Origin of the sequence: Streptomyces sp. 2114.4 (genome assembly GCF_900187385.1) — a bacterium.
GTDB lineage: Bacteria > Actinomycetota > Actinomycetes > Streptomycetales > Streptomycetaceae > Streptomyces > Streptomyces mooreae.
In genome coordinates this window covers 6,661,814-6,682,884 of record NZ_FYEY01000001.1, presented here as the reverse complement: position 1 = coordinate 6,682,884, position 21,071 = coordinate 6,661,814, and the positions used below count along the sequence as shown (strand labels likewise).

Sequence of the window (21,071 nt, the reverse complement as noted above, 5' to 3'; positions counted from 1 at the left end):
CACCTGTGAGTCGTCCACGCACCACCGGCATCCGGGGTGTTCCGCCCCCCTCTCCGTCCTGCCGACGGGCGTGGTCCCATGGTTCACCGGTGAGTTCGAGTCGGGTTGTCCCCCGTCCTTGCACGACGGGGGACAGCCCTTGAGCGACAGCCCTTGGGGGCAGGCCGCTTACCGGAAGGCCGTCAGGCCAGGGTCTGCACTGCGTGGATCAGACCTTCCTTCGCGAGTACCGCGACAGGACCCGTCACGCTGCCCCGGCGGATCGGGCACCGGCGGTTCACACTGGCGGGAAGCAGGGCTTCAGGGTGTTGGTCGCCTGGACCGGGACGCCGCCGACGGTGGCGGTCGCCGTGTAGCTGCTGGCGCTGATCTGCAGGATGGACAGGCCGGCGTTGAGCGTGGCGATGCCGTTGGCGTTGGTCACCGCGGTGCCCACCGGCAGGCCGGAGACGTAGAAGGTGACCGTGACTCCCGCTTGCGCCGGCGTGAGGGTGGCCGTCAGCGTCGCCACGAACAGGCTCGGAATCGGGATGGGCAGGTTGACGTGCCAGCAGGCGGGCGACACGCTCAGCGGGCCCGTCTGCGGGGTGACGGTGATGGGGAGGGGCGCGGAGACGACGCCGGTGCACGTGCAGGCAGTGCCGGCCGCGGTGACGGTGGCAGTGATGGTGGCGGCCCCGGCGGTGTTGAAGGTCAGCGACCCGGTGGCGATACCGGCCGCGTTGGTGGTGGCGGTTACCGGGACCGCACCTCCGTTGAAGGTGACCGAGGCACCCGGGACCGGCAGACCGTTGCAGGTCACCAGAGCGGATACGGAGGTCGGCTGCCCGACGACCACCGGCCCGGCCACCGGCTGGACCACCACCAGGCAGGACGGCTGCGGAGTGACGGTGATGGGGAGGGGCGCGGAGACGACGCCGGTGCAGGCACACCCGGAGCCGGCCGCGGTGACAGTGGCAGTGATGGTGGCGGGCCCGGCGGTGTTGAAGGTCAGCGACCCGGTGGCGATGCCCGCCGCGTTGGTGGTGGCGGTCACCGGGACCGCACCTCCGTTGAAGGTGACCGAGGCACCCGAGACCGGCAGACCGTTGCAGGTCACCAGAGCGGATACGGGGGTCGGCTGCCCGACGACCACCGGCCCGGCCACCGGCTGGACCACCACCGAGCAGGTGGACAGGGGCGGCACGGTGACCGCGTTCGAGTCAAGCGTGACGGCGGCGCCGAGGGCCAGCAGCCGGCCGTCCACGATGGCACCGGTCGTGGCGGTGATCGAGGTGAAGGCGAGGATGCTGCCCCTCAGGGTGGAGCCGGCGCCGAGTGTCGCGGAGCTGCCGACCTGCCAGAAGACGTTGGCGGACTTTGCCTGGTTGATGAGGTTGACGTTGCCGGTGGCTCCCGTGATGAGCGTGGTGGTCGTCTTGAAGATGAAGACGGCGTTGGGGTTGCCCTGAGCGTCCAGGGTCAGTGTCCCGTTGAGGCCGAACGTGCCGGAGGCGGAGTTGTACACGCCGGGGGTCAGGGTGGTCCCGCCGAGTTCCGTCGGGACAGTGGCCGTGACCGGCTGTACCAACGCGTTGGCGTACCCGGTCAGCAGGTCGGCCTGGGCCTGCGCCGCGGCGGCGTCGTTCAGGTGGATGGTTCCGGTGACCGTTCCGGGAGGAAAGCCGGTCACCGCACCGGCGGGGCTCACTCCGAGGTCGCCGGCGACCACGGTGGGGCCGGTGTTGGTGATCGCCGTGTTGGCGAGCACCCCGTAGGTAGCGGCGGTGCCCAGAGGTACGGTTGTTGCCATCGTGGATTTTCCTTTCCAAGGGTTCTGGGGCAGCCCTAATGCCGCCCTGTAACGTTGCGAGAGCAGTGCGCTGCACCGCTGCGACCGGCGCCTGGGGCACGGGTCGATCTGTGCCGTCCGCTGCGCGCCGGGAAGCATCTGAGGGCCTCGATCGAGCGTGGTCTTGACTCGCCACAGCTGCCTGACCAGCACAGTCAGACGTCGGCGGTCCGCGCCGCGTGCTCACAGAGCTATGCCGCAGCGGAGCATGGCGGTTGCCGGACCGTCGCCTGCGGCCGACGCCGAGGCTGTCCGGCCTCAAGGCTTGATGGAGCACGGGGCGCGCCTGGAGGCCGGCGGAGTTGTCGACCGAGCCGGTCACTTGGGCGTGCTGGCGGCCCGTGAAGCCCGGTGTGAGAGGGGATCCACCGGTACGGTCGGATCAGCGGAGTCGACAGCGTGAGCTGATTTCCGCTCCCCGGCTCAGAGCAGTTGATGCCCTTTCAGCTGAAAGCCCTTGCCCATGATGAGCCCTCGCGATCTAAGTCTGCGTGGATCTGGTTCGGGGCCCTAAGGCTGACTGGTAGTCAGCCAACCGCTGCCGGGGGCAACCGGCCAGCCGTCCAAGGAGCACCCATCAGGTAGTGCCGCTGACCGCTACCGGTCAACCGGCGGATCATGAGTCCCCGAAAAAGGATGGGCGACCTCCGGACTCACTACTGCTATTAAGGCGTCACCGGCGAGCCCCGGAAAGAGGGAGGACCCGGATTCGCCCGAATGGCGCAGCGCTTACCCAGGACCGCTGCTGCCGCGGACCAAGCGTGAACTCACGCCTTGACAGCGGCGCAAACCCACGGCCAGCACAGACAAGCGAGGTAGCCGAGGCGTGTGACACCGCTAGCGGTGAGTCCGGCGATGAGCTCGGGCCGAGCCGGTAAGGACGTAGGCGGCCGCCACTCCCGACCTCGGCCGACTGCTGCGTCCGGTCAGGCGGCACTGGACAGGGAAGATCTCGTGGACGTCGGTACCGAGGCGAGCGAGGGCACGCCGAGTCGGCGCACTGCGGCCACCATCGGTGCTCCGCCCTTAGACGCCGTTTCCTTTGGTGTGATCGTTCGTTGAGCCGTGGATGACTGATCTGATTGAGCTGTTGGTGCCGGATGAGTTATGGACGTTGTTCCGGCGAGTGGTTCCGCCGACGGAGGTCATACGTCCGCAGGGCGGCGGCCGACGACGGGCGGGTGACCGCGAATGCCTGGCGGCGATCATCTTCGTAGCCACCTCGGGGTGCACCTGGCGGCAGTTGCCCCCGGTGTTCGGCCCGGCCTGGCCGACGGTCTACCGGCGCTTCGCCCGGTGGAGCCAGGGCCGGGTCTGGGCCCGGCTCCACCGGGTCATCCTCGACGAGCTCGGCGCCCGCGGCGAGCTGGACTGGTCGCGCTGCGCGATCGACTCCGTCAGCCTCAGGGCCGCAAAAGGGGGCCACTGACCGGACCGAATCCGACCGACCGCGGCAAGAACGGATCAAAGATCCACCTGATCACGGACCGGAACGGTCTACCTCTGTCGCTGGGCATCTCCGGCGCCAACATGCACGACAGCCTCGGACTCAAACCGCTTGTGCGCGGCATTCCACCTATCCGCTCCCGACGCGGACCGCGCCGCCGACGTTCGGCCAAGCTCCACGCCGACAAGGGCTACGACTACGACCACCTGCGCCTATGGCTCCGCAAAAGAGGCATCCGTCATCGCATCGCCCGCAAAGGCATCGAGTCCTCCACGCGGCTGGGCCGCCACCGCTGGGTGGTCGAGAGAACGGTGTCCTGGCTCGCCGGCTGCCGCCGCCTCCACCGACGCTACGAACGAAAGGCCGAACACTTCCTCGCCTTCGTCGGCATCGCCGCAGCCCTCATCTGTCACCGTCGACTCATGGCTTGAGGTCGACTGTTGCCACAGCCGTCACTGGGCCGTGCCAGCCAACAGCCACCGACGCACACGGACTTCCAGCAGCACTCGCCTGCTTCCGGGACGCATGGGTGCGGATACATCCCAACCATATTTCCGCTCGAACGCGGTTACGACCTCATGAGGGAACCGATCACGAATCAGTGATGCGTCGCCTTCGGCGACGACCGGGAACCGGCCATCCTCCAAAGCCAGGGAGACGCGGGGCTCCTTGCCGATGTTTTTGACCTTGACGGAGCTGTGATCCGAACCGATCCACCACCGGGAGCTCTGGTAGACGAACCAGACAGGCGTGACGTGGGCAGAGCCATCCGGACGCACGGTGCACAGCCAGACGTTCTTTTCCTCGGCCAAGCGCAGACGGACGGCTGGCCCTGGCTCGTTCACAAGATTACTCACTCCACTACCGGACCAGCAGACGTAACGAAACGCATCGGGCAGTGCGTCAGACCATCGGCGTAGGTCTCTCGAGCCAAAAGAAACGACCTCTTACTGTAGACGTCATTTCACTTGGCTAGTCGGCGGTGACATATGAGGGTCGCGGCGATGGCTGTGAAGGCAAGGAAGTGTTCCGGCTTGCGCTCGTAGCGGCGGTGCAGGCGGCGGCAGCCGGACAGCCAGGACATGGTCCGTTCCACCACCCAGCGGTGCGGGCCCAGCCGCTGGGACGACTCGATGCCCTTGCGGGCAAGGCGGTGCCGGATGCCGCGGGAAGCGAGCCATCGCCGCAGGTGCCGGTAGTCGTAGCCCTTGTCACCGTGCAGCTTGCCGGGCCGCTGGCGTCGAGGGCCCGACGATGAGATGGATTTTCGATCCCTTCTTGCCACGGTCGGTCGGATTCGGTCCCGTCATCTGCCCCCTTTGAGGGCCCGGACGCTGACCGAGTCGATCGCGCACCGCGACCAGTCCAGCTCACCCCGGGAACCGAGTTCATCCAGGACCAGGCGATTAAGTTTGGCTCACACCCTGACCTCGGTCCACTCGGTGAACCGGCGGAAGGCCGTCACGCCCGACAGCCCGAAGCCTGGTGGCAGTTGATTCCAGGTGCAGCCTGAGGTAGCCACGAAGATGATCGCGGCCAGCACCTCGCGGTCCCCTCGCCGCCGGTGCCCCTCCACCCTGAGGGCGGACCGGCGCCGACGGCACCACCCGTTGGAACAACGTCCACAGGTCTTCCGGCGCCATCCGCTCGACATGCGCGGCAGTCATCACCCCAGCCTGCCGCAAGATCACGCCAACTGAAATGATGTCTAAGTGTGGCTCCGCGAACGGGGGATGCCGCGGAGCCACCCTCGCACCGTACGGTCCGTCTGCCCCTTCCACAGGGTCTTGCGCCGCGCCGGACTACCACCCCTAAGCGATCTCCAACGACTGGTTCGGGCACTCGACGATTCCGCAGTGCGATTGAGCAGCCGGCGGGGCTTCTCGTCTCACGTGCTCTCACACGCGTCTCACAGACTGTGTGGGCGCCCCCGGACTCAGGGCTCCGACACGGCCTTGGGAGCCATTCCCTGGTTCGGCTGGACGGCCCAGGACACGGGTTACGACCTGTGCCATGTGGTACCCAGCGCGGCGCCGAGGACGAGTACGGGGGCGTCGTCGGGACCATCAATCCGGTGCTGCAGGGTCTTCTCACTCACCCGGCCACGCTACCGGCTCTTTGACGCCGTCCTGACGCCCGGGTCAGGAAGAGCCGTCGGAGTGCGCCCGCCGGCCACGACCGAAGCGAAGTTTGCGCAGGTCAGGGCCTCTACCGCCTAGACGACGTGGACAACCGGATGACTCGGCTCGTCGTAGCTCACCATGATCCGCCGGGCCGGACGCCGGTGCCTTGCTCGTGATCAGGACCGGGGCGCCTTCTGTCCCATCAAGGCAGCCTTGCAGGGTGTGCAGATGTCTCACTTACCCCCTACGCGCTCTCAGATCTCACCGGCCACCCCGTCTACCTCGACGGCGCAAGCGAGGACATCACCACTCTGGCCGACCTGCTGATCACGGAGGGGCTGTGCGAACCGCTGACGGAAGAATCGTCCTCGGGCTACACCGGTCTGGTCACGCCCGTGGCCTACTCGAAGCAGCCGCCGACCTCGGTATAGGACGCATCGACACCGCATCCAACTATCTTCGCCATCGCTCCCACGAGGTCCTGAAGAGATCGGCTGGCGACCTGCTGGCGAACTTCTCGGTCTCCACCAAGGTGGGATTCTTCCCCGAGGGCCACAGCCTCGATCCCGCCCGACTGCAGATCGCCGTCGAGCAGGTAGCCAAGGACCTCGGGCGCGAGCCTGATCTGGTGTTCCTCCACAACCCGGAGCACTCAGCATCCGACATCGGGAGGCTCGGGCCGGCGTGCGCGGCCCTTGCCGACACTGCGCGAGCGGGGCTCTGCGGTTCCTGGGGCGTCTCGACCTGGGATCCGCGCCCGCTCGTGGACCTCGACGTGCCGCGCCCTGATGTCCTCATGGTCCGGGCGGGACTACTGGTCGGGGTCGACGTCCTCGAAGCAGCGGAGGCCCTGGCAAGGCGGTGGCGGCCGTCGCAGGTCTGGGGGATGAGCCCCTTCGGCGGAAGTACGGCCCAGGAGGTGTGGGCGCGGTTCGATCCACGGGTCTTCCTGCAAGGATCCGCTTCAGTCACGAAGGCCCAGGCCGCGTTCCACTCCTCCTACGGCCTGCCCCGGGTTGACGCGGTCGCGGTCGGCACGGACAACGTCGACCACCTGCGCGAGCTGACCGGAGCCCTGTCGTACGAGGTCGACGAGAACGTGGTGAGGGAGTACCGGCAACTCCTCAAAGCCCGTCAGCCTGCCTGAAGCTCCTGCAGCAACTGCTCCGCCGTCTTCCGTGCAGAGACCAGGCGGGGGTCCTCGGGATCAGAGTAGGGGCCGAGGATCTTCGCGGAGACGAACAGCGTCATCAGCTTGCCGTCCCGGCTCGCCAGATCGTTGCACCGCTCTCTGCGGACGCGGTCGGCCAGAGCCGGGACAGCAAGGGAGGACCCCCACAGATTTGCCGCATCCAGACCGCGCGGGGCCATGCCCCAGTCCTCCCAGTCGAACACGCAGAACACCGGCGCCGTCACATTCGCCCAGTTGAGATCCGCATGGGCCGGACGCCAATCGGCCACCGCCGTATCGACGCCGGGAAAGACACGGTGGATCGTTCGCGTGACCAGTTCCTGCGTGAGCGTCTCGGTATCCGGTGTCGCGATCCGGTTCGTGTGCTGCGCGGCGAGGGCCTCCAGCGAAGCATTCAGCGAAGCCCACCACTCCTCGGACAGATGCGGGTCCTGTGCCACCACGGCGCTCCCCACTGGTGCACCCGGCAGCAGTGCCGTCTCGTCCCCCCGCCACATCACCGGCTCCGCCTCGTCCCGCCACACAACACCGGCGATCCAGGCCGGCTTGGCGATCCCTCGCAGGGCCTCCGCGGACGCGGTGCCATCCCCGCCCTGAACCCCGATCCGGTCGAGCCCACGCCGCTCGATGCGCACCCACGTATCGCGGTCCGTACGCGCCCCCACAGACCGCCGCTTACGCACCACAGTCTCGCGATCGAGGCACACCCCCAGCATTCGCTCCGCACGATCCAGTACGACTTCCACAGGCTCTTTGCGCAGATCCACCGAACGCAGCGTCATACGCCAGAACGTACCAAGCCCCAGCCACAGCAGTCCGCCCTTCAGACGTCGTAGGACTGCGTCAACAAGCTGTGCGTTGGCAGCCCCGGCCCTGCAGGTGGGTTACTGCAGTCGCCCGGCGGGGGCTGCATTGGGGCACGGCCCGGTAAGTACCTTCCCTGCTACAGGGGTTCGAGGTGGAAGGCGTGGCATAACCCCTCCACGCGTCGCTCTCACGGCTCCATCCCGCCGACCTCGGCGCCGCGTTCGCCGGCTTCTGCGCCGCGCCCAGCAGCTCGTCGACGCCCGGACGAAGCGGTCTGGTACGGCGCGCGGCGGGTCCACGCCTTCGCCCTAATGATCCGCGACGGGATCGAGCCGCACCTCCGCCCGAGCCTGGCTGACCGTCCCCACACGCCTCCCGGACGTGGCCCCCGAATCCGCCGGTGGTCTGTTGAGGTAGTGGGGTGAGTGAATGCACGTCGTACCCGACCGCCCTCGCAGAGCCAAAGCCCCTTACCCAGCAGTGATTTGCAGAGCGATTCAGCAGGTCTGCGACATCGCCTCGCGTCACAAGGGTGATGTCGCCAATCTGCCAGCCTTCACTGCGCAGGGCCTGTTGAACTGATCGCTCAACGACAGGCTCTTCACAGGACGGAATCATGGCCTCGACAAACGCCACCACCACATACCACTCTGGCAGAGTCGACTTACCGGCTCGATCTCCCCTGATCGGGTGGCTGGCCGTGGTTTCGGTAATGCTGGGAATCTTCTCGATCGTCACGACCGAGATCCTGCCGATCGGCCTGCTCACCAAGATCGGATCCAGCTTCGCCATCTCCGACGGAGTGGCCGGGCTGATGATGACCATGCCCGGAATTCTTGCGGCCATCTCCGCACCCGTGATCACCGTGGCGACCGCACACATCGACCGCCGTCTGATGCTGTGCGTGTTCATGCTCATGCTGGCCGGGGCGAACTTCCTGGCCGCTGCGGCACCGGACTACTGGCTGGTCCTGGTCTCCCGTGTCATCGTCGGCGTCGTCATCGGGGGCTTCTGGTCGATCGGCGCCGGGCTGGCCCAGCGCCTGGTGCCCGCGGCGTCGGTCGGCCGTGCCACGTCGGTGATCTTCTCCGCAGTCCCGCTGGGCTCCGTGCTCGGCGTACCGGCCGGCACGTTCATCGGGGACCTGGCCGGCTGGCGCACGGCTTTCGTCGTCATGGGCGCCCTCACAGTCGGTGTACTGGTCATGCTGCTTCTGGTCATGCCGCCGCTGCCGCCCAACCAGAGGACCCGTCTGAGTGTGCTGCGCGGCATGTGTAAGAGCGTCAACACGCGTTTCGCACTGCTGTTGACCTTTTTGGTCGTGCTGGCGCACTTCGGGACTTACACCTACCTCACTCCGTTCCTGGAGCAAGTCACCGATGCCAGCTCGCAGCTGATCACTGGCTTCCTGTTGGTCTACGGTGCCGCGGGAATCGTCGGCAACTTCCTGGGCGGAGCGGTGGTCACCCGCTACCCCCGAGCCGCCTTCGGTCTCGCCGCAGGCATGATCGCGGCCGTCACCTTGCTGCTGCCCGTACTGGGGCGCTGGCAGATCGGCGCTGTCGCGTTGCTGATCGTCTGGGGCGTCGCCTATGGCGCCGTCCCCGTCTCCTCCCAGACGTGGTTCACCAAGGCAACCCCCCACGCGCCCGAGGCAGCGTCGGTGCTGTTCACTGCCTCCTTCCAGGCCACGATCTCACTCGGCGCGCTGGCCGGTGGCGTCATCGTGGACCGAACATCCCCGTCCACGGTTATGACGCTCGGCGGCCTTGCTGCCGCGCTCATGGTCGTGGCTGCATGGGCGCACTTCGCCCGCCGTCTGACATGGCCGGACAACGCCTGACGGCTCGCGGAGACGTCGAGCGTTTGCTTCAGGGCAGTTCGTGGGTTGATGTTCGTTGTCGCGTGAGGGTGAGGCAGGGGCTGGTGATCATGGTGCTCGGTGGGCTACTGCTTCCTGGTGAAGCTACCGGCCTCGTCCTCGGTGAGGATGTCGAGCTTGACCAGACGCTTCAGTTTGGCGTGGGTGCCTTCGATGTTCTTCGGCAGCAGTTCGTGGTCGAGGGCCTGGCAGACGTCGCGGGCCCGGAGGGGGATGCCGCCGCCTGCACCGCCGCTATGAACGCAAGGCCGAACACTTCCTCGCCTTCGTCGACATAGCAGCGACCCTCATCGGCTACCGCCGCCTCTGGGCCTGTCGGCCTGCGTTCAGGCGCCGCCATCGGGTGCCGAGAGTCCGACCTGCACAGCAGGTTGGGGAGAGACCACCTGCCCAGCCGCTCGTGGCGGCACCGGGCCCTTCGAAGCCGCTTTCCCACCGGGCCCGTCCCGGGGACGACGAACATGCGGCGGCCTGCGGCTACCGCACGCCTCTTGCGGGCCCCGCCCCGTACACTCGTTGGACCCTGGCACACGATCACGGGACCAGTCAGCTCTGGTCCGGTCCCGGGAACGGAGTGGACTGCAGGCGTTGCATCCACAGGGAGCTCAGGTACTGGCCGTTCTTCACGGCGTACTCGTGGAAGGTTCCGATTTCGGCGAAGCCGAACTTGCGGTGCAGGGCCACCGACACGTCGTTCGGCAGGGCGATGCCGGCGAGGGCGACATGCACCGGTTCGTCGGCCAGGAGGCCGAAGAGCGCACGGTAGAGGGCGGTTCCCAGCCCCTGCCCTCTGCTGTCCTCGCCGAGTCCGATGCTCACCTCGACCGTTTCCCGGAAAGCGTCCTGATCGCGGTAGCACTGGCTGCAGGCATAACCGAGAACCTGGTTGCCGCGCCGGGCGACGAGCATCCGGTACGGACCCGTCTCCGCGAACTGAGCGAACCAGTCCCGCCGCTCCTCCATGCGATGCGGTCTGGTGGCGAACCGGGCGTGCGAGGTCGCGGCCGTGTGATTCTGGATGGTGACGATCCCAGGCAGATCATCCGTAATCGCAGGGACGAGTTCAGCAGCGGTCTCGTAAATCTCGTGCAAGAGAGGCTCCTCACCTCACGGGGGATGTCATACCGGCACGCTATGGGCGCCGTCGGCCACACAGAACCCCATGATCCGAGGGGGCTGGCCATAGGCTGCACCTATGGCCCTGGAACTCGCGGACCTGCGCGTCTTCGTCACCGCCGCATCCGTCGGCTCGCTGTCCGCCGCAGCACGTGAGCTGCGCGTTGCGCAACCGTCCGTCAGCGAGCGGCTGCGCCGACTGGAACGGCTCGTCGGTCAGCCACTGCTCGACCGCTCCAGCCGAGGAGTGTCGCTGACGCCCGCGGGGGAACGGCTGCTGCCCCACGCGGAGCGGTGTCTGGATCTGGCGGCTCGGGCTCTGGACATTGCACGGGAGGACGACACCCAGGGCACCCTGCACGTGACCACCCACGCCAGCTACGCACCGCTGGCCGTCCCCTTCGTCATCGGTGCCCTGCAGCCGCTCAGATACGCCATCGTGGTCGACGACCAGCACAGTCAGGACGCACTCCAGCGGGTGGCCGCGGGCGCGACCGACATCGCCATCACACTGCCGATGCCGCACGCTCACGAGGTACGACTGCACACGTTCCACAGTGAGCCGGTCATCGCGGTCTGTCACCCGGACCACCCGCTCACGGCGCGCCCCTGCGACACTGCAGGGCTGAGCGGCCACCCCCTCGCCGTGAACCTCTGGGGCAGCGGTGCGCAGCTCTTTCACGAACTGCTCCTGGACGCCCCCACCCGCGCGCATCAGCTCTACCGCATCAGTTCCGCCGAGACGGCAGCCGATCTCGCGCGCTCCGGGCAGGCCGTCGCCGTCCTCACCCGCGCTACGGTCGAACGCGACCTCGCCGCCCGCACCCTGGTCGAACTCGACGTGAGCGACATGCCCGAATGGCACGTCCACCTCATGGCAGCCCACCACCGCGAACGCGCCGCCGAGCCCGCCATCGCTGCCGTGATCAACGCCCTGGGCCACCTCAAGTCCTGACCCACCGCACCCACGGACACCACCACGCGGGAAACGCCCCGCCCCCACGCATCACCAGCCTCGTCCAAGCCGTCCTCACTCTGCACCTGACCAGCTCTGACTGAAGTTGGAAAAGGCTCAGTGGCCTCATTGCGGACCGCGAGCTGCACTCTCCACACAAGCGGAGGTGGACCGTCGGGCAAGGGCCCGTGGACGGCGGGGATCACGTGCTCTCCGCACGAGCGGAGGTCAGCCGGCGGTGAAGCCGGAGGTCGGGGCGGCGTCATGTGCACTTCGCGCTGACGGTGGTAGGCCCGAGCTGACGGGCAGCCGGCTTACAACTGCCGACGAGCGGATGGGCGGGATCCCGCACACGAGCGGTTCCAGACCGAGGCTGTCGTGCATGTTGGCGCCGGAGATGCCCAGCGACAGCGGTAGACCGTTCCGGTCCGTGACCAGGTGGATTTTCGATCCCGGCTTGCCGCGGTCGGTCGGATTCGGTTGTTCGGGCCCGCGGCATCGGACTCGACCGCCCGCCGCACGCTTGCCGCGCTTGACGAGGCCACCCCTGGCGAAGATCGCCAAGGCGCGGGCGGGGGTGCGCGGGCACGTGTGGGGCCTGCTGCGTCTGCGGCCGGGCGGCTTCCCCTGGCTGAGGGTGGCGGGCAAGCGGCTGACCCGCTGGATCGTCATCGACCTCGATGCGACGGTCATCACCTCCGCCTCGAAGAAGGCCGGGGCAGCGGTCACCTTCAAGAAGACGTTCGGATTTCATCCGCTGGCCGCGTGGTGCGCGAACACCACGGAGTCCCTGACCATGCTGCTGCGGCCGGGGAACGCCGGGGCGAACACGGTGGCCGACCACATCGCCGTGCTCACCGACGCCCTCGCGCAGATCCCCGGATCGTCGGCCGCGAAAATCCTGGTCCGGGTGGACGGGGCCGGGGCCACGCACGGACTGCTCGAACACCTTGAAGCACTGAACACCACACGGCGCACGGTCCGTTACACCGTCGGCTGCACGATCACCGAAGACGACGAAAAGGCCATCGCCCGCCTGCCCGAGGCCGCCTGGGAGACCTCCGTGCACCAGGACGGCAGCCTCCAGGAGGGCTACTTCATCGCCGAGTTGACCGGACTGAACACCCGTGAGGGCTGGCCGGAAGGCATGCGGCTGATCGTGCGCAGGGTCCGTCCGACACGGCGGCACCTGAAGAAACTGACTGCCTTCGAGAAGAAGACCGGCTGCCGGTACTGCATCACCGCCACCAACATCCGTCACATGTGGGGCATCGCCGACTCGGGCCACAGCCAGTTCCTGGACGTGCTGCACCGCTCCCATGCCGGCGTGGAGGACCGGGTGCGCACGAACAAGGCGATGGGACTGGACAACCTGCCCTCCGCCTCCTGGGAAGTGAACCGCGGCTGGATGCTGGCAGCAAACCTCGCGAGTGATCTCGACGCCCGGGTGCGGCTGCTGGCCCTGCACGGCATCGAGGACCTGTCCGACGCCGAGCCGGACACCATGCGCTTCCGCCTCTACCACCTGCCCGCCCGCCTCGCTGACCACGCCCGACGCCGATGGCTGCGCGTCGACGCGACCTGGCCCTGGGCAAATGCGTTCACCACCTGCTGGCGGCGGCTCACCACCCTCGCGGCCGTCACCTGACGGCAGGACAGGACCAGGAAGGAGCAGACCGGCAGCACTCCGGGCCCGTGGAGCCCGGCGCACCCGCGGCGTCACGCGACGGCCCACCTCGAACGGCCCGAGGACATTACGGGCGAACTGCCGAGCAGGTCAGCCACCGAACCCCGCTGACGAATCGAGGCTAAGAACCAGAATGGAGCGGAGCCACACGCAGTGAAGGCCCGGCATCCGCCGGGCCTTCACGTTCGAGTAGCGGGGACAGGATTTGAACCTGCGACCTCTGGGTTATGAGCCCAGCGAGCTACCGAGCTGCTCCACCCCGCGTCGATACGGTGAACTGTACGGCACCGACCCGGCTCAACCGAATCGGTTTTCGCCCGCAGGCACGAACAATGCTTCTGTGGGCACTGCTGGCCGGCGATGAGCGCCATCCGAGCCTCGCCCCACGCCAGGCGACGCAGCGGTGATGCGGGCGTGAGCTCGGGCTCGGGACGGGGAGTCCCTTGACTCGAATGCCCATCATCACCTGACGAGACCGCTGCTCAGTAACCGGAGCCACAATGCTTCGTTTGCCGCATATGGCCAAATATGCGGAGAGCGCGGTCTGGGATCGTCAGCCGGACGAGGAGTACGTCTGCGGAAACGCCGTGCACCACGTCAGCTACGTGCTCACCCTGGCCAGCTATCGGGTCCTGGCGCCCAGTGACGATCACGATGAGTTCGGGCTAGTACTCCGGGGACCGGCCGGCGGCGCCGGGCGCCGTCATCGACCGGGGTACTGAGGGGCCGGTGACGTACGGGGTCGACATCAGGAAAAGCGCCGCCGCTGCGGCCTCCTCCGCCGTTCCGAACCGGCCCAGCGGCACCGATGCACCGGCGGCGGAGATGGCCTCGTCCGTCTCCATGCCGGGCAGCGAGCGCATCAGCGCGGTGTCGATCGCACCGTAGCGGACGGCGTTCACGCGCTGCCGCGCCGGGGCCAGTTCGACGGCGAGCACCCTGGTCAGCGCTTCCACCGCGCCGCCCGCGGCCAGCGTGACGGACAGACCTGGCACGGGGCGGGCCAGCAGGACGCCCGAGCTGAGGGTCAGTGACCCGCCCGCTTCGGCGTTCGTGAGTTATTTTCCGACGGCTCTCTGGGCCGCTCAGGGGGCGACCAGGTCCGGCGCATGCGTTCTCGGCGTTCTCTCAGGCCGAGGCCGGGAGGTAACGCCGCCTCAGATGGTCGGGGTGTCGTCAACAATCGGCCTGTGAATCTCAACGACCGGCTTCCACCCCGCGGAGAACTCGATGAAGTCCGCACGGGTGGGGTAGGTGTCGATCGCGCGACGGTCACGCTTGGGGCTGTCGCTACCCTTGCGCCCCCGGGGAATCTGCTCCTCGAAGATGTCGACCTTCACGTCGGGAACCTCCTTGAGGCCCTGGCGCCAGATCTGCACGACGTCGGCGCCGAAGGCCTGCCGGGCCGCAGCGTAAAGGGCCGTGAGAGCCCCCTTGTCCCCACTAGGGACGAAAAGTGCCAGGTCCAGCACGACACCGGCGGACTGGAGGACCTCGATGGTCACCGAACCGTTCTCGTCGGCCAAGTAGATTCCGGCTTCATTCTCGTCGTCGGGAAGCCAGGAGACCTCTTCCTGAAATACGGTTCTCGCCGTGATCGAGCCGCCCTCGAAATCCTCACCGGACTTGGTCAGAAAAGCAGGGACATAGCAGTCGGGAAGCTTGAGTTCTGCCGTGTCAGCGGAAATGAAGAGCCTGTCTTTCACGCCGAGCTTCGTCACCTCTTCCAGCGAGAGGCGGCGAGCGGCGATCTTCTCCGTGTTCACGATTTCCCTTTCAGGTTGCATTGTCCCTCCGAACAAGAACGCTACCACGAAACCCTGAGGTCAACTGCCCAGCAATCTTTGGGTAAATGGCCTCCGATGACCTGCACGGGAGGATACCGAAGCGAGTGCCACTCGGTCGGGAACACGCATCCGCCAGGTAGTGTCCCTCGTCATGCTGTTGGGGATCAACTGGCGGCTGCATTTCGGTGCGTTGGGTAGCGCGGAGGAACCAAAAGAGAGCTTACGACAGATATCACCCATATCACCTTCGGGGAGGTGGCGGCGCGGTAAGGCGGTCCATTCGTCGTGCATCTCGAAGAGCGCAGCGGAAACCAACCGGATGGTCCGACAACGCAACAACGGAGACCCCCACCGGCAACATCTGGATGAAGCGCGAACCGGAAGTCGCGCACTACCGCGCCCTCTTCGGCCAGGACTTCGGCGTAGTCGGCTAACTACTCCTGCCCGCCGAGGCTGCGGCACGATGCCGGTGCACCATCTGCTGATGGCCGAGGACCCGGCCTACGCCGCGAACCGGGTCCAGATCGAGAACCAAGCCTTCGCCTACGAGACCGGCACCGTGGAGTAGCGACGAGGCGGAGATGGCTTTCATACCCGCCACGTGCAACCTGGCATGGAACGTGCCCTACACATGGAAGGCCACGGGTCAGGGCGAGTGGTACAACAACATGGCCTGTCCGAAGCGCGTGCGAATGTATCAGGGCGCAACTCCCGTCTTCACTACGGGATACGCGCCCGCTTACGACAACTCGGGGGCGGGTTGAAGGTGTCGGCACTCAGAGTGATCTGCTGATTTACCAGCTCCGCTGATACACGACGGGGTCCCCGCCTCGGGATGCTGGGGCGGGGGCCCTCGTCTATCGCCGCCTGATGGACCGGCACCTCACCGTCCAGGAGTCCCGCCGCCTGGCCGGGCGATCTGTCACGGCGGGGGCTTGGCCGCGGCCCGCGTCCGCGGCCCGGCCGGCGGGTGCCCCGGCGTCGCCGCCGAGGAAGTGCTCCGTGCGGTCCGCAACCTGCCCCCCGACCGAACCGCTCCTCTGGCACTTGTCCCTCAAGCGGGAGCGACCTCTTGACAAAGGCAGCCAGCTCCGCTGCCTCGATCGTCCGCATCGGTGAGCCCGACGACCGGTCGCAAAGGGCCTGCGTGCGCCCGAGGGGGCCCACGCAGGCCGCACTTGGCGTGGGTCAGATGAACCCGTTACCCCAGGCGCGTACGAAGTTGTAGTAGGTGCGGGCCCAGTCGAGGCACTTGGCCTTCCTGGAGAAGCGCTGGCCCCGGGGGCCGATGTCGTAGCCCGTGACGGCGGCGCAGATGCGTTCCTTGAGGATGGTGTAGAACACGGCGTCGACGGCGGTGCGCTTGGACGGGGGCAGACCGTTCGTCTCGCCGTTCTTCCGATTGCGGATGAGGCCGTAGCCGTAGTCGTGGGCGTCGCAGGCGGCCTTGAAGCTGACGCCGCTCATGGGGCTGTTGGGTGCGGAGCTGCAGCCGTCGTTGGTGATTCCCATGACCGAGCCACCGGTGAGGGTTCCCTTCCAGAAGGGGTTACGGAAGACCTTCTGGGCGGGATCCTTCTCCACGTCGACCCGGACTTTGCACCTGCCGCGGAGCAGGTAGTCGGAGGCATAGGGACATGACGCGGCGGCGGCCGTGGCGGCGAAAGCTGTGGGAGCGGCGCCGGCGGATGTCATCTTGCCCGGCGCCGAGTAGGTGAGCGTCCAGGTGCCGTCCTCAGTCGTGGTCAGACCCTTGATGTTCCCTTGGGAGTCGTAGGTGTAGGTGGACTGGCGCACGGGATCGCCGTCGACCTGACGCGTGTCCTCGGCCTTGCGCAGACGCTTGGCGGAGTCGTACTGGTACGAGACGGCCGTCACCGGAACGGGGTCGCCCGCGGCGTCGTGGACGATCGCCTTGAGCTGCCCGGCTATGTCACCGAAGATGGAGGAGGTCGCGGTCGTCGTCGTGGCGTACTGGAAGGTTGCCGTGGAGCAGGCGGCAGGCGTGCTCACGCAGTCCTCTGCCGTGAGGGGCGAAAGGATCCGGCTGAACCGCCCGGTGGCGTCGTACTGGATGGCCTGCCTGCCATTGTTCTGGCTGCCGATGGCGGTCACCATGTATTCCTGGCCGATCTTCGACCAGGTGTAGACGATGTCGGCGTCCTCCAGGGTCTGCGTGAACGTGCCGTCGACGTTCTTCACCAGCGCGCCGCCGCCGTCGGTGGAGGCGAAGGTGCCGTCGGGGTTCGCCTGGAACCGGTAGGACTCCGTGCCGACGTTGAGGGCGATCTCGACGTAGCCGTTGGCGCTGTAGTCCTTGAGCCGGTGGCCCAGCACGCCCCCCAGAGGCTCCAGCTGCCAGAGGGGGCCGAGCACCTTCTCGTTGGGACGAGCGACGTCGAGGCGCTGCCCGGCGGTGTGGTTGCGGGTCACCAGGAGGCCGTCGTCGGACAGGTCGATGGCGGACGTCATCCAGTTGCCGGTCGGAGGGTCGACGTACCCGGGTTTGAAGTCCGCCGGCCCCGGGTCGGCGGGATCCTCCCCCTCCCCTGGGGTGATCACCTCGTCCGAGGTCACCTCCAGGACCGGGGCAGCCAGCCCGTCGGTGTTCTCCGTGGCGGCGAAGACGCGGTAGTTGGCCTGTGCGGTCTCGGTCGGGGACTGCAGAACCACGCCGTGATTGGCGGTGCCCGCGGCCCACTTGGCGACCATGGCGGTGACGTCCCAGGTCATGGTGCCGCTGCCGCAGGCACCAAGCTGAGAACCCTCGGTGGAGACGACGGCGTCTTCGGTGGTGCTGGTGGGCTGCGGGGCCCAGGTCTGGGTGGTGGCGTCCCAGTGGCTGGTGACACGGCGGACCTGGATGCCCGCCGATACGGTGGGGCCGCAGGCGGGTGCGTCGAGATTGGTGAGCTTGAGAACGGCCTTGGTGGGGGTTTTCAGACCGCGGGTGTCGAAGCGCAGGTAGGTGCGGGCCTTTTCGCCGTCCGCTTCGGTTCCGGCCTTCAGATAGCCGCCGGAGACGTTGTTGCCGTCGAAGACGCTGTTGACGTCGGTGTCGTTGCTCAGCGGCAGGACAACCGACGGGTCGACGGTCACAGGGTAGGTGGTAGCCGGATCGGCCAGGAAGGCGGCCGAGGGCTTGAGCAGGAGCGTCTTGCCACCGCCGGCGGCATCGGCGACGGTGGCTGTGATGTCACTGGTGCGAGCCCGGCCGGCTTGCCTGCCGGGCTGCTGCTCGCGTTTGCGCTGGGTGCGGGCGTGCGAGGAGTCCGCGTCGTACACCACCGGCGCGGAGGAGGTGGCAAGGACGGTGTCGCCGGCCTGGATGCTCAGCCGTCCCCCCTCGGCCTCACCGAGCGTCAGGCCCTTGGCGGTGACCGGGACCTTCACCTCGACCGGACCAGTCGGCCTGCGGTTGAGCACGACATCGAAGCGCAGCCCGGCGGGCAGGGCGGTGGCGACCAGATCTCCCGCGCCGTCTGCGACGACGCCCCGGTAAACGGCCTTGCTGCCGTTGATCACCGGCCGGGGCAACTCGCCGTCCCAGCCCAGCTCCACGCGCCGGCCGGAATCGAGCCGCAGGCGAGCGAAGGCTCCCTTGCCGCCGGCGGAGAACCGCGTGTCGCCCAGGCCGGCCCTGGGCCGCACAGCGCCGCCCTCTTCGACCAGGACCGTGTCGATGTCGGCCCACGCACCACCGGCCCGCCGGACCCGTATCGGTGCGGAGTGCAGCTCGGTGACCGTCCGGCCGTCAGCCAGCCGGTAGGTCGTCGACGTCTCGGTGCGATCGACGACGGTACGTGCAAAGGCCGGTACCGAAGACGGCCGCGGGGCAGGGCTCGCGTCGGCCGCCGTCGCGGTGACCAGCCCCGCCAGCACGCTCAACGCGAAAGCTGCGGCTAACTGTCTGGAATGTCTCATCTCAAACACCCGATCACTCCTGTTCCTCTGCAATGAGCTGGTGCTGAGCACAAAGCCCCGACCGTCTCCAAACCCATCATGGCTGTGGCCCCACTGGTCGCACCGGTGATGCGACCGGCCGAAAAGCGCCGCTGAACGACAGGTTCGAAACACTTGCGCGGACCGGATGCACGCCCTGCTCGGCCTAATGAGGACCACTGTCCAACTGCCCCTGTGACGGGGGTCTTGACTGTGTGGGCCTGACCAGGTGGAACACCTCGCGGGTGGCGTAGCGCTTGAGGCATCGGACGATCCCTCTTGCTGTCCACGGCGAACCCTGCGCAGGTCCGGAAAAGTACCGCATTACCCAGCACGGCCAACTCTTCGCGCAGGTTCGGGTCGGCACTGACGAGGACAGCCTTGAGCTGGTTGATCGCCTGGGTGCGGGCCTTGACCGCGGAACCCTCGGCGAGCTTGTACATCCGGGCTATCTGCACTCGTCCGTCGCCTGACTTGGCCCGAGCGCGTGCCCGCCCGCTCAGCACCGCCCAGGCCGCGTTCTGGGCGGTGCTGAGCGGATCCGTCTTGCCGCGCCGGCGTCGGTCCGTCCGGTCGGGCCGGTTCACGTCGATCACTTCCACGCCCTGGGCCAGCAGGTAGCGGGACAGGGCCGCTCCGAAGGAACCGGTCCCCTCAACCCCGGCCCGCCGCACCGCGCCCATGCTGCTGGCCCACTGGTGTAGTTCGCGGTATCCGGCCACGGTGGCCGGGAACTCTTCGGTACCGATCACCGCCCCACCGGGGAGAGCACGGCAGCCACATGAGCATCCCGGTGCGTGTCCACTCCGAGGACCACCTACCCCGTAGGCCCGCGTCGGCGAGTACGCGGAGTTAAGGACGTAGCGGTCATGTTCGTTCACCTTCCGGCCCGATGACGCATCCCGTAGCCGGCACCGAACCGCCCGGACGGTCAGAACTGTGACAACGCCTGGCAGGTCGGCAGGCCCCTACCGGGACACACCCGGTCGGCCCGGTGCCAGCAACACACCAGCCCCGGACAGCGGTCGACACAGCGTGAGTAAGACACCCCCGGGCACTGCCGTACGGTGCCGGGTGGGCGCCCGTGGCCGAGCGGCGTCAGCTGCTCGGGTAGCGCCCGGGGGCGAAGAACGACTCGTTGTACGGCTGGTGGGTGAGGGGGTGGAACGCCGCCGAGAAGTCGTCGGCCAGCTCGGTGATCGTGCCACGGCCCTCGACGGCGGTGAGCCAGGACGGGGGGAGGGCGAGGTCGCCGTGGTGGGCGCCGAGGAGGTTGCCGCAGAGGGATCCCGTGGAGTCGCTGTCACCGGAGTGGTTGACGGAGAGCAGGAAGGCTGACTCAACGTGCGTGCGCCGGGGTGCCGGGTCGGCGGGGCGGGCGAGGGCACAGTAGACGGCGATGGCCAGGGCCTCCTCGGCGATCCAGCCTCCGCCGAGGGTTTCGACCTTCTCGGGGGTCGCTGTGCCGTCGGCAGCCAGGTCGACCGCCTTGCGGAGGGCGGCCGTCGTCTCCTCGTGGCCGGGATAGCGGGCGAGGAGTTCCATCGAGCGCAGCACGGCGCCTTCGAGGGAGTCGCCGCCCAGTAGGTGTCCGATCATGGCGGCGAAGGCACCGGCCGCGTAGTAGCCGGTGGGATGGCCATGGGTGATCTGGGCGCAGCGGGCGGCGAATTCGAAGGCTCGGCGAACGGGCATGCCGGTGAGGCCGAAAGGAGCCGAGCGCATGACCGTGCCGCAGCCCTTGGAGTCGGGGTTGACCGGCCCCGGCGCTCCGAGCTCGCCGAGCGTGTCGGGGATGTGCTCGTAGCGGAGGCCGGAGACGCAGGCGTTGCCGGGGGCACGGCGGGCGTAGAGCCAGGTCTGCTGGCGCAGCCAGCCGGTGCGGGCGTGGGCGAGTTCGGCCGGCGGCGGGGGCGCGGGGTGGTTCTGGGTGTCGAGCCAGCGCAGATAGGCGTTCCGCACGAGGACGGGCCCGGCGGAGCTGATGCCGCCCTCGGTGGCGGGGCCGTAGCGGGCGTAGGCGCGGATGAGGCCTTCCGCGGTGAAGAGGGTCATCTGGGTGTCATCGGAGACCTGGCCGAGGACGCCGCCGCCGACCGGCAGGAAGCCGGTGACCCCGGACGGCCCGTAGCCGTTGCGGATCGAGGCCAGCGGCTGGAACTCGATCGGGTATCCCAGGGCGTCGCCTATCGCCCCGCCCAGAAGACAGCCACGGACACGGGCACGGCGGGCGACGATGTCGCCCCACGACTGACTGTTCAATCCGGTTCCCTCACTTGATGGTTGTGCTCATGGTCATTGC

Annotated in this window: 14 protein-coding genes, 1 tRNA gene and 4 pseudogenes; 6 read left to right on the top strand and 13 right to left on the bottom strand. The window is 67.8% G+C overall.

Annotation, left to right across the window (positions count from 1 at the left end; translation table 11 throughout):
* Window positions 1-277: 277 nt before the first annotated feature.
* A complete protein-coding gene (locus CFW40_RS38755) occupies window positions 278-1,792 on the bottom strand; it encodes an ice-binding family protein (RefSeq protein ID WP_088798484.1) in 1,515 nt (504 codons plus the stop codon).
* 1,108 nt (window positions 1,793-2,900) lie between these two features.
* On the opposite strand from CFW40_RS38755, the gene CFW40_RS29505 reads away from it, so the two are divergent.
* Window positions 2,901-3,709, top strand: a protein-coding gene (locus CFW40_RS29505; RefSeq protein ID WP_088800852.1) for an IS5 family transposase whose coding sequence is annotated in 2 segments (ribosomal slippage) — window positions 2,901-3,248 and window positions 3,251-3,709 — 807 coding nt in all. Because the reading frame shifts where the segments join, the coding sequence is not laid out codon by codon here.
* Between the two features lie 21 nt (window positions 3,710-3,730).
* Here CFW40_RS29505 and CFW40_RS29500 read toward each other — a convergent pair.
* The 3 genes and pseudogenes from CFW40_RS29500 to CFW40_RS29490 form a co-directional block, all read right to left on the bottom strand.
* Complete coding sequence (locus CFW40_RS29500) at window positions 3,731-4,123, bottom strand: pyridoxamine 5'-phosphate oxidase family protein (protein WP_218136819.1); 393 nt, start codon at window positions 4,121-4,123, stop codon at window positions 3,731-3,733.
* A gap of 119 nt (window positions 4,124-4,242) precedes the next feature.
* A pseudogene (locus tag CFW40_RS29495) lies at window positions 4,243-4,945 on the bottom strand (transposase).
* A 341-nt stretch (window positions 4,946-5,286) separates the two neighbouring features.
* A pseudogene (locus CFW40_RS29490) lies at window positions 5,287-5,376 on the bottom strand (3-oxoadipate enol-lactone hydrolase); the annotation flags it as partial.
* Between the two features lie 365 nt (window positions 5,377-5,741).
* Between CFW40_RS29490 and CFW40_RS29480 the strand changes: the two are divergent.
* On the top strand, window positions 5,742-6,548 hold the full coding sequence (locus CFW40_RS29480) for an aldo/keto reductase (protein ID WP_088800850.1): 807 nt from the start codon (window positions 5,742-5,744) through the stop codon (window positions 6,546-6,548).
* Here the strand turns inward: CFW40_RS29480 and CFW40_RS29475 are convergent.
* Window positions 6,536-7,375, bottom strand: coding sequence for a hypothetical protein (locus CFW40_RS29475; RefSeq protein WP_176956352.1), 840 nt, complete (start codon window positions 7,373-7,375; stop codon window positions 6,536-6,538). The genes CFW40_RS29480 and CFW40_RS29475 overlap by 13 nt on opposite strands.
* A gap of 641 nt (window positions 7,376-8,016) precedes the next feature.
* Between CFW40_RS29475 and CFW40_RS29470 the strand changes: the two genes are divergently transcribed.
* Together CFW40_RS29470 and CFW40_RS36365 are read left to right on the top strand one after the other, a co-directional pair.
* The gene (locus CFW40_RS29470; protein WP_088800849.1) at window positions 8,017-9,243 is read left to right on the top strand and encodes an MFS transporter; all 1,227 of its coding nucleotides are present in this window, start codon (window positions 8,017-8,019) and stop codon (window positions 9,241-9,243) included.
* Between the two features lie 250 nt (window positions 9,244-9,493).
* Window positions 9,494-9,589, top strand: a pseudogene (locus CFW40_RS36365) (IS5/IS1182 family transposase); the annotation flags it as partial.
* Window positions 9,590-9,828: 239 nt separating this feature from the next.
* Here CFW40_RS36365 and CFW40_RS29460 read toward each other — a convergent pair.
* Entirely contained in the window at window positions 9,829-10,374 is a 546-nt protein-coding gene (locus CFW40_RS29460; protein WP_088800847.1) for a GNAT family N-acetyltransferase, read from the bottom strand.
* A 103-nt stretch (window positions 10,375-10,477) separates the two neighbouring features.
* On the opposite strand from CFW40_RS29460, the gene CFW40_RS29455 reads away from it, so the two are divergent.
* A complete protein-coding gene (locus tag CFW40_RS29455; RefSeq protein ID WP_088800846.1) occupies window positions 10,478-11,353 on the top strand; it encodes a LysR family transcriptional regulator in 876 nt (291 codons plus the stop codon).
* 327 nt (window positions 11,354-11,680) lie between these two features.
* On the opposite strand, the pseudogene CFW40_RS36360 reads toward CFW40_RS29455, so the two are convergent.
* A pseudogene (locus CFW40_RS36360) lies at window positions 11,681-11,833 on the bottom strand (IS5/IS1182 family transposase); the annotation flags it as partial.
* A gap of 52 nt (window positions 11,834-11,885) precedes the next feature.
* Between CFW40_RS36360 and CFW40_RS29450 the strand changes: the two are divergent.
* Window positions 11,886-13,001 (top strand): IS1380 family transposase, encoded by a 1,116-nt coding sequence (locus tag CFW40_RS29450; RefSeq protein WP_256331217.1) that lies wholly within the window; start codon window positions 11,886-11,888, stop codon window positions 12,999-13,001.
* A 229-nt stretch (window positions 13,002-13,230) separates the two neighbouring features.
* Here the strand turns inward: CFW40_RS29450 and CFW40_RS29445 are convergent.
* The 6 genes from CFW40_RS29445 to CFW40_RS29420 form a co-directional block, all read right to left on the bottom strand.
* A tRNA-Met gene (locus CFW40_RS29445) sits at window positions 13,231-13,304 on the bottom strand.
* Window positions 13,305-13,705: 401 nt separating this feature from the next.
* Window positions 13,706-14,071 (bottom strand): SDR family oxidoreductase, encoded by a 366-nt coding sequence (locus CFW40_RS29440; RefSeq protein WP_088800845.1) that lies wholly within the window; start codon window positions 14,069-14,071, stop codon window positions 13,706-13,708.
* Between the two features lie 126 nt (window positions 14,072-14,197).
* Window positions 14,198-14,806: a hypothetical protein gene (locus CFW40_RS29435; RefSeq protein ID WP_088800844.1), complete on the bottom strand. Its 609-nt coding sequence runs from the start codon at window positions 14,804-14,806 to the stop codon at window positions 14,198-14,200.
* Between the two features lie 1,209 nt (window positions 14,807-16,015).
* Window positions 16,016-18,751, bottom strand: coding sequence for a phospholipase A2 (locus CFW40_RS29430; protein ID WP_088800843.1), 2,736 nt, complete (start codon window positions 18,749-18,751; stop codon window positions 16,016-16,018).
* Window positions 18,748-19,521, bottom strand: coding sequence for a transposase (locus CFW40_RS38385; protein ID WP_256331218.1), 774 nt, complete (start codon window positions 19,519-19,521; stop codon window positions 18,748-18,750). The genes CFW40_RS29430 and CFW40_RS38385 overlap by 4 nt, the downstream gene beginning before the upstream one ends.
* A gap of 346 nt (window positions 19,522-19,867) precedes the next feature.
* Window positions 19,868-21,031: an ADP-ribosylglycohydrolase family protein gene (locus tag CFW40_RS29420; protein ID WP_088800842.1), complete on the bottom strand. Its 1,164-nt coding sequence runs from the start codon at window positions 21,029-21,031 to the stop codon at window positions 19,868-19,870.
* Window positions 21,032-21,071 lie beyond the last annotated feature (40 nt).

What these genes read in the sequence shown, in the direction of transcription:
- CFW40_RS38755 (WP_088798484.1), bottom strand. Translation starts at nt 1,792, where the DNA reads ATGGCAACAACCGTACCTCTGGGCACCGCCGCTACCTACGGGGTGCTC.
- CFW40_RS29470 (WP_088800849.1), top strand. Translation starts at nt 8,017, where the DNA reads ATGGCCTCGACAAACGCCACCACCACATACCACTCTGGCAGAGTCGAC.
- CFW40_RS29455 (WP_088800846.1), top strand. Translation starts at nt 10,478, where the DNA reads ATGGCCCTGGAACTCGCGGACCTGCGCGTCTTCGTCACCGCCGCATCC.
- CFW40_RS29430 (WP_088800843.1), bottom strand. Translation starts at nt 18,751, where the DNA reads ATGAGACATTCCAGACAGTTAGCCGCAGCTTTCGCGTTGAGCGTGCTG.
- CFW40_RS29475 (WP_176956352.1), bottom strand. Translation starts at nt 7,375, where the DNA reads ATGACGCTGCGTTCGGTGGATCTGCGCAAAGAGCCTGTGGAAGTCGTA.